The sequence below is a fragment of the Streptomyces sp. NBC_01306 genome, from assembly GCF_026340465.1.
Taxonomy (GTDB): Bacteria; Actinomycetota; Actinomycetes; order Streptomycetales; family Streptomycetaceae; genus Streptomyces.
This window is the reverse complement of record NZ_JAPEPC010000001.1, coordinates 2,594,584-2,607,291: the sequence shown is the minus strand read 5'-3', so window position 1 is coordinate 2,607,291 and position 12,708 is coordinate 2,594,584. Positions and strand designations below refer to the sequence as shown.

Annotated in this window: 11 protein-coding genes; 6 read left to right on the top strand and 5 right to left on the bottom strand. The window is 69.7% G+C overall.

From position 1 onward, the window contains the following. Nucleotides 1–105: 105 nt before the first annotated feature. Together OG385_RS11190 and OG385_RS11185 are read right to left on the bottom strand one after the other, a co-directional pair. Nucleotides 106–879, bottom strand: coding sequence for an SDR family oxidoreductase (locus OG385_RS11190; RefSeq protein ID WP_266854193.1), 774 nt, complete (start codon nucleotides 877–879; stop codon nucleotides 106–108). Nucleotides 880–1,084: 205 nt separating this feature from the next. Continuing rightward, a complete protein-coding gene (locus OG385_RS11185) occupies nucleotides 1,085–1,759 on the bottom strand; it encodes an MOSC domain-containing protein (protein ID WP_266854191.1) in 675 nt (224 codons plus the stop codon). A 214-nt stretch (nucleotides 1,760–1,973) separates the two neighbouring features. On the opposite strand from OG385_RS11185, the gene OG385_RS11180 reads away from it, so the two are divergent. Beyond that, on the top strand, nucleotides 1,974–2,864 hold the full coding sequence (locus tag OG385_RS11180; RefSeq protein ID WP_266854190.1) for a LysR family transcriptional regulator: 891 nt from the start codon (nucleotides 1,974–1,976) through the stop codon (nucleotides 2,862–2,864). Between the two features lie 239 nt (nucleotides 2,865–3,103). Here OG385_RS11180 and OG385_RS11175 read toward each other — a convergent pair whose 3' ends face one another. Next, nucleotides 3,104–3,427 (bottom strand): WhiB family transcriptional regulator, encoded by a 324-nt coding sequence (locus OG385_RS11175; protein ID WP_164262592.1) that lies wholly within the window; start codon nucleotides 3,425–3,427, stop codon nucleotides 3,104–3,106. Nucleotides 3,428–3,820: 393 nt separating this feature from the next. On the opposite strand from OG385_RS11175, the gene OG385_RS11170 reads away from it, so the two are divergent. The 4 genes from OG385_RS11170 to OG385_RS11155 all read left to right on the top strand — a co-directional run bounded on the left by OG385_RS11170 (nucleotide 3,821) and on the right by OG385_RS11155 (nucleotide 8,328). Continuing rightward, nucleotides 3,821–4,432 carry a response regulator transcription factor gene (locus tag OG385_RS11170; protein WP_003948568.1) on the top strand — a complete coding sequence of 204 codons (612 nt, stop codon included), beginning with the start codon at nucleotides 3,821–3,823 and terminating at the stop codon, nucleotides 4,430–4,432. Between the two features lie 234 nt (nucleotides 4,433–4,666). Further along, nucleotides 4,667–5,254 carry a sigma-70 family RNA polymerase sigma factor gene (locus tag OG385_RS11165; protein WP_266854188.1) on the top strand — a complete coding sequence of 196 codons (588 nt, stop codon included), beginning with the start codon at nucleotides 4,667–4,669 and terminating at the stop codon, nucleotides 5,252–5,254. A gap of 341 nt (nucleotides 5,255–5,595) precedes the next feature. Then, nucleotides 5,596–7,098, top strand: coding sequence for an IMP dehydrogenase (gene guaB / locus OG385_RS11160; protein WP_266854186.1), 1,503 nt, complete (start codon nucleotides 5,596–5,598; stop codon nucleotides 7,096–7,098). Nucleotides 7,099–7,203: 105 nt separating this feature from the next. Then, on the top strand, nucleotides 7,204–8,328 hold the full coding sequence (locus OG385_RS11155) for a GuaB3 family IMP dehydrogenase-related protein (RefSeq protein ID WP_266854185.1): 1,125 nt from the start codon (nucleotides 7,204–7,206) through the stop codon (nucleotides 8,326–8,328). Between the two features lie 179 nt (nucleotides 8,329–8,507). On the opposite strand, the gene OG385_RS11150 is transcribed toward OG385_RS11155, so the two are convergent. Both OG385_RS11150 and OG385_RS11145 read right to left on the bottom strand, forming a co-directional pair. Then, nucleotides 8,508–9,002, bottom strand: coding sequence for a hypothetical protein (locus tag OG385_RS11150; protein ID WP_266854184.1), 495 nt, complete (start codon nucleotides 9,000–9,002; stop codon nucleotides 8,508–8,510). Between the two features lie 256 nt (nucleotides 9,003–9,258). Continuing rightward, nucleotides 9,259–10,509, bottom strand: a complete 1,251-nt coding sequence (locus OG385_RS11145) for a nucleotide sugar dehydrogenase (RefSeq protein ID WP_266854183.1) — start codon at nucleotides 10,507–10,509, stop codon at nucleotides 9,259–9,261. Between the two features lie 218 nt (nucleotides 10,510–10,727). On the opposite strand from OG385_RS11145, the gene OG385_RS11140 reads away from it, so the two are divergent. Continuing rightward, nucleotides 10,728–12,437, top strand: a complete 1,710-nt coding sequence (locus OG385_RS11140; protein WP_266854182.1) for a glycerol-3-phosphate dehydrogenase/oxidase — start codon at nucleotides 10,728–10,730, stop codon at nucleotides 12,435–12,437. Nucleotides 12,438–12,708 lie beyond the last annotated feature (271 nt).

Genomic DNA, 12,708 nt, shown 5'->3' with positions numbered 1-12,708 from the left:
CCTCTGCCGCGAACGCTGAGGCCCGCTGCCGATGGCCGTGACTGCCGGCTGTTACTACTCCCGCACCACTCCTGCACCACTCCCGGCCGTTACTGCTGCCAGCCGTTACTGAGGACCGTACTTGCGGCCTGTCTTGGAGGTGATGCCTCCGAGCAGGCCGCGCGGCGCCAGCTTCGCGACGCCCATCAGCGCCTTGTACCGGGGGTCGGGAATCGACAGCGACTTTCCGCGCGAAAGATCGGTGAGCGCCGCCGCCACCAGCTTGTCGGCGTCCAGCCACATCCACCCGGGGATGTTGTCCGTCCCCATGCCCGCCCGCTCGTGGAACTCCGTACGCACGAAGCCGGGGCACAGTGCCATCAGCCGCACCCCCGAGCCCGCCAGATCCCTGGCAGCACCCTGGGTGAACTGCACGACCCAGGCCTTCGAAGCGCCGTACGTCCCCCGCGGCAGGAACGCCGCCACCGACGCCACATTGACGACGCCGCCACGGCCCCGCGCCTGCATCCCCGGCACTGCGGCGGAGGTCAGCCGAAGGACGGCCTCGCAGTGGACCTTGAGCATGGTCAGTTCCTCGGCCATCGGAACGTCGAGGAACTGGCCCTTGTTTCCGAACCCGGCGTTGTTGACCAGCAGGTCGATCGCGTTCCGGGAGTCCGCGAGGCGCTTCTCTACGAGGGCGATGCCGTCCTCGGTGCCGAGGTCGGCGGTCAGCACCTCGGCTTCGATGCCGTGCCGGTCGTGCAACTCGGTCGCCTGCTCCTGCAACCGCTCGGTATTGCGTGCCACCAGTACGAGGTTGTGGCCGTCCGTGGCCAGCCGCCGCGCGAAGGCGGCTCCGATTCCCGCGGTCGCGCCCGTGATCAGTGCTGTCGTCATGGGCGGAACGTTAGTGCCCCCGCCCGGCAGCCGTGACGACCGCAGATCCAGCCGTCAGCCAGCCAGACAGTTCGTCAGTCAGCCTCTCCGCCAGCCAGCCAGTCCGTCACCTAGTCAGCCAGTCAGCCAGTCAGCCAGCCGGCCGTGCGTCCGCCGACCGGTCAGCCGGTCCGTCCATCCATCCGTCCATCCGTCCGGCGGCCCGTCAGTCCGAACTCCCGTGCTTGTCCGTGTAGTCACGTGCGACGCTCAGCAGCTCCGACTCCATCCACTCCGCCGCCACCAGCGTCCGGGGCAGCAGTTCGCGCTCGATCGTCGCCGCGCGGAAGAGCAGCGCCACCGTGATGTCGTGCTCCGGGCGGCGTACGACTTCGACGGGGTCGCCCGCACGGAAAGCGCCTGGCCGGATCACGCGCAGCAGCGCTCCGGGAGCGCCGGCCAGAGTGAAGCGCTTGACCCATCCCGGCTCGCCCACGTGCCCCTGGAAAGTGCGGCAGGGAATGCGACCGCCGGTGACCTCCAGGACGACGTCGGGGCCGATACGCCACCGTTCACCGATGAGTGCGCCGCTCACATCGACACCGCTGGTGGTGAGGTTCTCGGCGAACGAGCCGTCGGCGAGCGGGCGCCCCAGCTCCTGCTCCCAGGTGTCCAGGTCCTCGCGCGCGAAGGCGTACACCGCACGGTCATTGCCGCCGTGGAAGCGCAGGTCGCAGACCGAATCACCCTCGACCCCACTGGCGCCAACACCTTTGGGGCCCGGCTGGAAAACTCGTACGGGCCCGTCGACCGGCCGCTTGTCGACACCGGTGCGCCCACCCGCGGCGTCCGTGTACGCGGCGGTTCTGGCGCGCCCCACATTCACTGACAGAAGTCTCATGAGGAGAGGCTAGAGGCTTGTTGACACAGTGTCTCTGTCCGGGATCGAGGGGTCGGTGCTCAGCCCAGTGTCCTACCCAACGCTCTGCCGAGCGTCTGTCCAATGCTCTGCCCGCTGCTCTGCCGGGCCTCGTCACCGCATCGCCACCCCGTCGTTCGTCATAGTCGGTACGCGATAATCCGCGGCTGCCCCAAGAATCGCTTATGCTCGCATCATGATTGAGGCCCGTCATCTCCGCGTCCTGCGAGCCGTCGCCGCCACCGGATCCTTCTCCGCTGCCGCCCGTGAGCTGGGATGCACCCAGCCGGCGGTCAGTCAGCAGATGAAGGCCCTTGAAGCGTCATCGGGCACGACGCTGCTGATCCGTACGGGCCGTGAAATGCGCCTCACGCAGGCGGGGGAGGCCCTGGTCCGCCACGCGGGCGGGATCCTCGCCGGGCTCACGGCCGCCGAGGAGGAGGTCGCCGCCATCGCCGGGCTGCGGGCGGGCCGGGTGCGGCTGGTGTCGTTCCCCAGCGGAAGTTCGACGCTGGTGCCCACGGCCCTGGCCGCGCTGCGGGCCGCCCACCCCGGCACCCGGGTCTCCCTGGTCGAGGGGGAGCCGCCGCGCTCCGTCGAGATGGTGCGCGACGGGGATTGCGATGTGGCGCTCGCCTTCCGCTACGGGCCCGCCACGGACGAGTGGGACGACCTGGTCGTACGGCCCCTGCTCACCGACCGCATGGTCGGGCTGGTCCCGGACGGGCACCGGCTGGCCGACGCGGATGCCATCACCGTGGGCGACCTGGCCGACGAGTCCTGGATCGCGGGCTGCCCGCGCTGCCGCCGCCAGCTGGTCGAGGTCTGTGAGAGCGCGGGCTTCACGCCCCGGATCGACTTCGCTACGGATGACTACCCGGCGGTCATCGGCCTGGTCGGTGCGGGTCTCGGGGTCGCTGTGCTGCCGGAGCTGGCGATCGAGTCCGTACGGCCCATGGGGGCCAGGACGGTATCGGTGGAACCGGCGGTCCAGCGCGAGATCGTCGCACTGACCCTTCCGGACCTGGCCCAGGTCCCCGCCGTCGCGGCGACCCTGGACCGGCTCGCCTGGGCAGCCGCGCGCTGAACGCTGAACGCTGAATCACGGCCGCGGCCGCCTCAGCGCCTTGCTGTCGCCTCGCCTCGCCACTGCCCTGCCGGCCACTGTGTTCAGAGGGCAGGCACGCAGGCAGGCGGCAGGCGTGCAAGGGAGGGGCAGGCGCGCAGGAGCTGGGCGTGCAGAACAGCACGGGCGCCCCAGGAGGCGAGCGTGCAGGAGGTGGGCGTGCAGGAACGTTTCCTCTCAAGGTTTCCGATGCTGAGTCGCTAAGCGGGCCCGGACCCGTTCGGGGTCGCCGCGGTGATCAGCCGGTTGCGGGCGCGCCCCATCAGCTCCTCGCGTTCGTCCTCGGTGAGGCCGCCCCACACCCCGTAGGGCTCGCGTACGGCAAGTGCGTGCGCCGCGCACTCGGCGCGGACCGGGCAGCGCATGCACACCTCTTTCGCCGAGGTCTCGCGCGCGCTGCGCGCAGCGCCCCGTTCGCCCTCGGGATGGAAGAAGAGCGAGCTGTCCACCCCGCGGCAGGCCGCGAGGAGCTGCCAGTCCCATAGGTCGGCATTGGGTCCGGGAAGGCGGGAGAAATCTGCCATTGCTTGTCCCCTCAAAGCCGTTGCTGAGGCGGGGGCGGTGATGTCGACCGCGCCCGCGACCGTACATCCACGATGTAAGTAGATGTAAATATGACTCATTACGAATCTAGTCATAGACACCAGCAAAATGGAAGAAAAGCAGCTGAACGGGTCATTACCTTTCAAACTAGACAAATGGGGTGTGGAACTCTCCTCCGCGACTGTTCCCTCACGTAGAGTGTCGAAGGCGGCCGTCCGGCCCGTAACTCTTTCGAGTGACCATCGTTGAGAGTGCGTGGGCGGTTGAAACAAGAAGCGCTCGGGCACATGTCCGAGAGGCGTCGACCGCACAGGTGACGATTCGTACCCAGCCTGGAGGCTCAAGGTGACGCGCATCAGCTGCGGAGGGCGGTCATGACATCCGTCCTCGTCTGCGACGATTCCCCGCTTGCCCGAGAAGCGCTCCGTCGCGCGGTCGCGACGGTGCCCGGCGTCGAGCGTGTGACGACGGCGGCCAACGGCGAGGAAGTCCTCCGCCGCTGGGGAGCCGACCGTTCGGACCTGATTCTGATGGACGTACGCATGCCCGGTCTGGGTGGTGTGGAGACGGTGCGCCGGCTCCTCTCGGCGGACCCCGGTGCCCGGATCATCATGCTGACGGTCGCCGAGGATCTGGACGGTGTCGCACTGGCGGTCGCCGCCGGTGCCCGCGGCTATCTGCACAAGGACGCCTCGCGCGCCGAACTGCGTGCGACGGTCACGCAGGCGCTCGCCGATCCGACCTGGCGGCTCGCCCCACGGCGACTCCGTTCGGCCGAAATGGGCGCGGCTCCGACGCTCACCGCGCGTGAGATCCAGGTACTCGAAGGGATGAGTCACGGCCGGTCGAACGCGGAGATCGGCAGGGAGCTCTTCCTCTCCGAGGACACGGTGAAGACGCACGCCAGGCGGCTGTTCAAGAAGCTCGGTGCCTCGGACCGCGCGCATGCGGTGGCACTCGGTTTCCGCTGGGGCCTGGTTCGTTAGAGAATGACCGGCAGGACCCCCGTCCGCTCAGTGGCGGACGGGGTGGCGGACGCCCCAACTCTGTTTCCCGCGCGATGCCGCATCCTTGAGGGTGTGGAGTTCCTCGGGGACGAGTCGTTCGAGCGGGAGGGGAGGGCGCAGCGGATGAGTTCCGGCGCACCTGCTCATAACGCTTCAGTGCACAACTACGAGCGCGGTGAAGCGGATGGTTCGGTGCCGAGGCACCATGGACCGATGCGCGACGACGAGGCTGCGAATGCCCATGGGGCCATCGGCGCGCTCGTCCACCTCGCTGTCGACGGAGACCAGCAGGCCACGCACGACCTGCTGGCGCACGTCCACCCACTGGCCCTGCGCTACTGCCGTACGCGGCTGAACCGGCTGCCCGGCGACGCCCGCCACTTCGTGGAGGATCTCGCCCAGGAGGTCTGTGTCGCCGTCCTGATGGCGCTGCCGCGCTACAAGGACACGGGCAGGCCGTTCGAGGCCTTCGTTTTCGCCATCGCCACCCACAAGGTCGCTGATCTCCAGCGGGCGGCCATGCGCCATCCCGGATCCACGGCCGTGCCGTCGGACGAGATGCCCGAGCGGCCGGACGACTCACTCGGCCCCGAGGAGCGCGCACTGCTCAGCAGCGACGCCGCCTGGGCCAGGAAACTGCTTGCCAACCTTCCGGAGAACCAGCGCGAACTGCTGGTGCTGCGGGTGGCTGTCGGGCTGACCGCCGAGGAGACCGGGCAGATGCTGGGGATGTCACCGGGGGCTGTACGGGTCGCTCAGCACCGCGCACTGAGCAGACTGCGGGCACTGGCCGAGCAGTAGGCACGGGTCGGCATGAGGCACGGCGGACCAGTAAGCGCGGGCCAGTAGGGACGGCTACACGCAAGCTCCCTGTCCCTGCGCGGGTGCCCTTCCCGCGCAGGGACATTCGTCACAGCCGCCCCCAGCCCCGCAGCCACCGGGCGATCACTCCCCGGTCGCTCGGCAGCCCTCGGCAAAGCACCGGCAGCCGCACACGGCCGCCAGCGGGCCGGGCTCCCGATACCACTCCTGGCAGTAGGAACATCCAAGGATGCCCGATCCGGCCGATCGTGGAATGAGACGCCTCTCCGGCCCGTTAGCATGGACATCCGCACCGATCAAGGCCATTTGGGGAAGGTGTCATGACTGCAAACGTCGACGGAGTGCCCGAGAAATTCGCGACGCTCGGGCTGACATACGACGACGTGCTGCTGCTGCCGGGCGCATCTGAAGTGCTCCCGAACGCCGTCGACACCTCGTCCAGGATCTCGCGGAACGTCACCGTGAACATCCCGCTGCTGTCCGCCGCCATGGACAAGGTCACCGAGGCCCGGATGGCCATCGCGATGGCCCGGCAGGGCGGCGTCGGTGTTCTGCACCGCAATCTTTCGATCGAGGACCAGGCCAACCAGGTCGATCTGGTCAAGCGTTCCGAGTCCGGCATGGTCACCGACCCGATCACGGTGCACCCCGACGCGACGCTGCGCGAGGCCGACGAGCTGTGCGCCAAGTTCCGTATCAGCGGTGTCCCGGTGACCGACCCCGCGGGCAAGCTGCTCGGCATCGTCACCAACCGTGACATGGCGTTCGAGTCCGACCGGAACCGCCAGGTGCGCGAGGTCATGACCCCGATGCCGCTGGTGACCGGCAAGGTCGGCATCTCCGGTGCCGACGCCATGGAGCTGCTGCGCCGGCACAAGATCGAGAAGCTTCCGCTGGTCAACGACGCGGGCATCCTCAAGGGCCTGATCACGGTCAAGGACTTCGTCAAGGCCGAGAAGTACCCGAACGCGGCGAAGGACGGCGAGGGCAGGCTGCTCGTCGGCGCGGCCGTCGGGGCGAGCCCGGAGGCGCTGGACCGCGCCCAGGCCCTGGCCGAGGCCGGAGCCGACTTCCTGATCGTCGACACCTCGCACGGCCACAACAGCAACGCCCTCAACTGGATGGCGAAGATCAAGTCGGGCGTCTCCGTGGACGTCATCGGCGGGAACGTCGCCACCCGCGACGGCGCCCAGGCGCTGGTCGACGCGGGTGTGGACGGCGTCAAGGTCGGTGTCGGACCCGGCTCGATCTGCACCACCCGCGTGGTCGCCGGCATCGGGGTCCCGCAGGTCACGGCGATCTACGAGGCCGCGCTCGCCGCGCGTGCCGCGGGCGTCCCGGTGATCGGCGACGGTGGCCTCCAGTACTCCGGCGACATCGGCAAGGCGCTGGCCGCCGGTGCCGACAGCGTGATGCTGGGCAGCCTGCTCGCGGGGTGCGAGGAGTCGCCCGGTGAGCTGCTGTTCATCAACGGCAAGCAGTTCAAGTCGTACCGAGGCATGGGCTCGCTCGGCGCGATGCAGACGCGCGGCCAGGCCCGCTCGTACTCGAAGGACCGCTACTTCCAGGCCGATGTGGCGTCCGACGACAAGCTCGTGCCCGAGGGCATCGAGGGCCAGGTGCCTTACCGGGGCCCGCTGGGCAACGTCCTGCACCAGCTCGTCGGCGGTCTGCGCCAGACGATGGGGTATGTCGGTGCGGCCAGCGTCGACGAGATGGAGAGCAAGGGCCGGTTCGTCCGGATCACGTCGGCGGGGCTCAAGGAGAGCCACCCGCACGACATCCAGATGACCGTCGAGGCGCCGAACTACGCACGGCGCTGAGGCGTACGTACCACCGCGGAAGCCCGCGGGCCGGACGGCCCGCGGGCTTCCGCGCGCGCGTCGGGGATACTGGAACGGCAGACGTAGAGGGAAAGGCCACACATCGTGACTGAGATCGAGATCGGGCGCGGCAAGCGCGGCCGCAGGGCGTACGCGTTCGACGACATCGCCATCGTGCCGAGCCGGCGCACCCGGGACCCGAAGGAGGTCTCGATCGCCTGGCAGATCGATGCCTACCGATTCGAGCTGCCGTTCCTGGCCGCTCCGATGGACTCGGTCGTGTCCCCGCAGACCGCCATCCGCATCGGTGAGATGGGCGGCCTCGGAGTCCTGAACCTCGAAGGTCTGTGGACGCGGTACGAGGACCCGCAGCCGCTGCTCGACGAGATCGCCGGGCTCGACGAGGAGACCGCGACGCGGCGCCTCCAGGAGATCTACGCGGCCCCGATCCAGGAGGACCTGATCGGCCTGCGGATCAAGGAGGTGCGCGACTCGGGCGTGGTCACCGCCGCCGCGCTGTCCCCGCAGCGCACCGCCCAGTTCTCCAAGGCGGTCGTGGACGCGGGCGTCGACATCTTCGTCATCCGCGGTACGACGGTCTCCGCCGAGCACGTCTCCGGTGCCGCCGAGCCGCTGAACCTGAAGCAGTTCATCTACGAGCTGGACGTGCCGGTCATCGTCGGCGGCTGTGCGACGTACACCGCCGCGCTGCACCTGATGCGTACCGGAGCGGCGGGCGTGCTCGTCGGCTTCGGCGGCGGCGCCGCGCACACCACGCGCAATGTGCTGGGCATCCAGGTCCCGATGGCGACCGCGGTCGCCGATGTGGCCGCGGCCCGCCGCGACTACATGGACGAGTCCGGCGGCCGCTATGTGCACGTCATCGCGGACGGTGGCGTCGGCTGGTCGGGCGACCTGCCGAAGGCCATCGCCTGCGGCGCGGACTCGGTCATGATCGGCTCGCCGCTCGCCCGCGCGTCGGACGCGCCCGGCAAGGGCCACCACTGGGGCATGGAGGCCGTCCACGAGGACGTGCCGCGCGGCAAGCTGGTGGACCTGGGCATCGTCGGCACCACCGAGGAGGTCCTCGCCGGCCCCTCGCACATCCCGGACGGTTCGATGAACTTCTTCGGGGCGCTGCGCCGCTCGATGGCGACGACGGGGTACAGCGAGCTCAAGGAGTTCCAGCGCGTCGAGGTGACGGTGGCGGACGCTCAGCACAAGCGCTGACGCCCAGCACAAGCGCTGACGCTCAGCACAAGCGCTGACGCCGAGCGGACGGGCGGTACCGGGCTGGTATCGCACGCGTCGCGTCGTACACAGGACCCGCAACACAGGCCCGGACCGCAGCTGCGGTCCGGGCTTCGTGCTGGGTGCCGAGGACGGTTGTGTCCCTCCGGCCGTTGTCGTCAGAGGGCCCGTTTCATGCCCGCGAAGGACGCCCCCGCTGCGATCGCGATGAAGAGGTAGCTGAGGAAGTCCGCATCGGCTCGCCAGGCGTCGTTGAGCAGGCCGAAGTGCTGGAAGAACAGCTCAGGGACGGAGACCGGGAGCTGCTTGGACGCGATGATCGCCTCGCCGAGCAGTTGCCCGAAGTAGACGGATGCCAGCGACAGGACGGCCCCCACGGCCGCGAGTCCGACATGGTCGCCGCCCACCTTGCCCGCGGCGAAGCCGATGATGAATCCCACGGCGACGGCCGCGTAACCGAACTCGTGCTTGGTGGCACCGAGGATGCCCCCGTATGCCGCGCCCACCACCAGAGCGGTGATCACGGCGACCACGATGCCACCCGCGATGTTGACCTTCGGCGGGGCGGCCTGCGGAGCCATCGGGAAGCCGAAGTCCGGCGGCCGGTACGAGGACGGGTCCGGTGGCTGGGGCGGTGGCACGGGCTGGGTCATGATGGTCCCCCCTGGGACAAATACGCACGGCTGTGCGAGAAGCGAACGCCGCACGCTAGCAGTCCGCGCCGACATCCATCGGTGACATTCACACACGACGTCCACCCGTGACGTCCACCCGCGACGTCCACCCGCGACGTCCGCGCATGGTCTCCACGGACGGCCGACCGGCTTGAGCAGTCGGCCCGTTCGCCTGCTCAGTCAGTCGGCCTGCCCCAGTCGGCCTGCCCAAGTCGTCCGCCCACCGGCTGGACCGTCACAGCCGGTGGGCGGCTCCCACCGGGGTGGCTCCCCTGGTGTCCAGCAGGAGTTGGGCCTTCACCGCGAGGCCCTGGAGGTCGTACGTGCGGTGGTGCTGGAGCAGCACCGTCAGGTCCGCGCCGGCCGCCGCCTCGTAGAGGGAGTCCGCGCGGGGCACCGGCACGTCGCGGATGCGCCAGTCCGGGACGTACGGGTCGTGGTAGCTGACCGACGCGCCCAGGTCCATCAGTCGGCGGGCGATCTCGCCTGCCGGGGAGTTCTGCTGGTCGGCGAGGTCGGGCTTGTAGGTGACGCCGAGGAGCAGCACGCGGGCGCCGCGCGCCGACTTGCCGTGTTCGTTGAGGAGGGTGGCGCAGCGCTGGATGACGTACTGCGGCATCCGGTCGTTGACCTGCTGGGCGAGTTCGACCATGCGCAGCGGGCGGACGGTGTGCGGGGGACCCGCGGTGTCGACGGGGACGCCATGGCCGCCGACACCGGGACCGGGCCGGAAGGGCTGGAAGCCGAAGGGTTTCGTCTCGGCGCAGCGGATGACGTCCCAGAGGTCGACGCCCAGCTCGTGGCAGAGCACGGCCATCTCGTTGACCAGGGCGATGTTGACGTGCCGGTAGTTGGTTTCGAGCAGTTTGGTCATTTCGGCCTCGCGGGGGCCGCGTGCCCGTACGACCTTGTCACTCAACCGGCCGTAGAACGCGGCAGCGGATTCGGTGCAGGCGGGGGTCAGTCCGCCGATGACCTTGGGGGTCGCCGCGTACGGGTGGGTCCGGTTGCCGGGGTCGAGGCGGCTGGGGGAGTACGCGAGGTGGAAGTCCCGGCCGGCCCGCAGCCCTGAGCCCTCCTCCAGCAGGGGGCGCAGGATTTCCTCCGTGGTGCCGGGGTAGACGGCCGATTCGATGATGACCGTGGTGTGCGGGCGGAGTCTGGCGGCGAGTGCGCGGGTCGCGTCGGTGACCGGTGCCAGGTCGAGTGCCCGGTCCTCGCCCAGTGGGGTGGGCGCGCAGATGACGGCGGTACGGACCCGGCCCAGTTCGGCCGGATCGGTGACGGGCCGGAAGCCCCCCGAGAGCATCCGGCGGATGTCGGCCGCGCTGAGGGAGCCGTCGACGGGGGTGTGGCCGGCGGCGAGTTGCAGCAGACGGCGCGGGTCGGTGTCGTAACCGATGGTTACGAGACCGGTGGCGACGGCGGCCTGGGCGAGCGGCAGGCCGAGGTGGCCGAGTCCGATCACGGCGAGATCTGCGGGCATGGGGTGATCCGTCCTTCCCAATAGCCGGAGGGGGACGAGTGCGCAAGTCCTGTGGACGGCGCAATGTCAGGTTAGGAGTAAATATGACCGATTTGCGGTATTGGGCGGGCCTGGGTGTCCGTGTGTTGTCCACAGGCGGTGGCTGAAGTGGGAGATCGCGGACAGAATCGAGGGTGCACCGGACACCGCTTCGGCGGCCTGATCAACGGGAGGCAGCAGTGAGGACAGCGACACTGGGGCCCGAGGAGCGCGCACAGGCGCTCGCCGGGATGGCCGAGCGTGAACTGGACGTACTGGTCGTGGGGGGCGGTGTGGTCGGCGCGGGGACGGCGCTGGATGCCGCGACGCGCGGGCTGGTGACGGGCCTGGTCGAAGCGAGGGACTGGGCATCGGGCACGTCGAGCCGGTCGAGCAAGCTCATCCATGGCGGCCTGCGCTATCTGGAGATGCTCGACTTCGCACTCGTACGGGAGGCGCTGAAGGAGCGCGGGCTGCTTCTTGAGCGGCTGGCACCCCACTTGGTGAAGCCGGTGCCTTTCCTCTATCCCCTGCAGCACAAGGGCTGGGAGCGTTGGTACGCGGGCTCCGGTGTCGCGCTGTACGACGCCATGTCGGTCTCCTCGGGGCACGGCCGCGGGCTCCCGATGCACCGGCATCTGACACGTAAGCACGCGCTGCGGGTCGCGCCGGCGCTGAAGAAGGACGCGCTGGTCGGCGCCCTGCAGTACTACGACGCGCAGATGGACGACGCGCGTTATGTGGCGACGCTGGCGCGGACGGCCGCGAGCTACGGGGCACTGGTGGCGAACCGGGCGAAGGTGACCGGCTTCCTCCGGGAGGGCGAGCGGGTCGTCGGCGCGCGGGTGCAGGACGTCGAGGGCGGTGGCGAGTACGAGATCCGCGCCAAGCAGGTCGTCAACGCCACAGGGGTGTGGACCGACGACACCCAGGGGCTGATCGCCGAGCGCGGGCAGTTCCATGTGCGGGCGTCGAAGGGGATCCATCTGGTCGTACCGAAGGACCGGATCCACTCGACGACCGGGCTCATCCTGCGGACCGAGAAGTCGGTGCTGTTCGTGATCCCGTGGGGGCGCCACTGGATCGTGGGAACCACGGACACCGACTGGGACCTCGACAAGGCGCATCCGGCCGCGTCCAGCGCCGACATCGACTACCTGCTCGAACACGTCAACTCGGTGCTCGCCGTGCCGCTGACGCGCGACGACGTGCAGGGTGTGTACGCCGGCCTGCGGCCCCTGCTGGCCGGGGAGTCCGACGCGACCAGCAAGCTCTCGCGGGAGCACACGGTGGCGCATCCGGTGCCGGGGCTCGTGGTCGTCGCGGGCGGCAAGTACACGACCTACCGTGTGATGGCGAAGGACGCGGTGGACGAGGCGGTGCACGGGCTGGACCAGCGGGTTGCCGAGTGCGTCACGGAGAATGTGCCGCTGATCGGCGCCGAGGGGTACAACGCCCTGTGGAACGCGCGGGCGCGCATCGCCAAGCGGACGGGTCTGCATGTGGCCCGGGTGGAACACCTGCTGAACCGCTTCGGTGCGATGACCCAGGAGGTCCTCGACCTCATCACCGAGGACCCGTCGCTGGGTGAACCGCTCGGGGGCGCCGACGACTACCTGCGGGCGGAGGTCGTCTACGCGGCTTCGCACGAAGGGGCCAGGCACCTGGACGATGTACTCACCCGGCGCACGCGCATCTCGATCGAGACGTTCGACCGGGGCACGCGCAGCGCACGGGAGGCCGCCGAGCTGATGGCCAAGGTGCTGGGCTGGGACAAGAACCGCGTCGAGGCGGAGATCGAGCACTACGAGAAGCGGGTCGAGGCAGAACGGGAGTCCCAGCGCCAGCCGGACGACCTGACGGCGGACGCGGCGCGGCTGGGGGCGCCGGACATCGTGCCGCTGGAATGAGCAACTGGGGTGGGTGGGGGAGTCGGTGAGCCGGTAGGTGGGGGAGTGAGCGGGTGAGCGGGTGGGGTCGGGGCCGGGGTGGGCTCCGGCAGTGGATGGCCGGCCTGGGTGGTGGTCCGGTTGGGACGGTGGTCCCGCCGGGACGGTTGTGCGGTCGGCCGCCGGTGTGCGGTCGGCCGCCGGGATGCGGGGCCCAGCCGGTCGGGACCTGCTTCGGCAGGGTCCCGGCCGAAGCAGGTCCCGGCCGGCGCAGGTGGAACTGCTCATTGGG

Bases quoted from the DNA above. Each gene is read 5' to 3' on its own strand.
- OG385_RS11190 (WP_266854193.1), bottom strand. From the start codon at position 879: ATGACGACAGCACTGATCACGGGCGCGACCGCGGGAATCGGAGCCGCC.
- OG385_RS11185 (WP_266854191.1), bottom strand. From the start codon at position 1,759: ATGAGACTTCTGTCAGTGAATGTGGGGCGCGCCAGAACCGCCGCGTAC.
- OG385_RS11180 (WP_266854190.1), top strand. From the start codon at position 1,974: ATGATTGAGGCCCGTCATCTCCGCGTCCTGCGAGCCGTCGCCGCCACC.
- OG385_RS11175 (WP_164262592.1), bottom strand. From the start codon at position 3,427: ATGGCAGATTTCTCCCGCCTTCCCGGACCCAATGCCGACCTATGGGAC.
- OG385_RS11170 (WP_003948568.1), top strand. From the start codon at position 3,821: ATGACATCCGTCCTCGTCTGCGACGATTCCCCGCTTGCCCGAGAAGCG.
- OG385_RS11165 (WP_266854188.1), top strand. From the start codon at position 4,667: ATGCGCGACGACGAGGCTGCGAATGCCCATGGGGCCATCGGCGCGCTC.
- guaB (WP_266854186.1), top strand. From the start codon at position 5,596: ATGACTGCAAACGTCGACGGAGTGCCCGAGAAATTCGCGACGCTCGGG.
- OG385_RS11150 (WP_266854184.1), bottom strand. From the start codon at position 9,002: ATGACCCAGCCCGTGCCACCGCCCCAGCCACCGGACCCGTCCTCGTAC.
- OG385_RS11145 (WP_266854183.1), bottom strand. From the start codon at position 10,509: ATGCCCGCAGATCTCGCCGTGATCGGACTCGGCCACCTCGGCCTGCCG.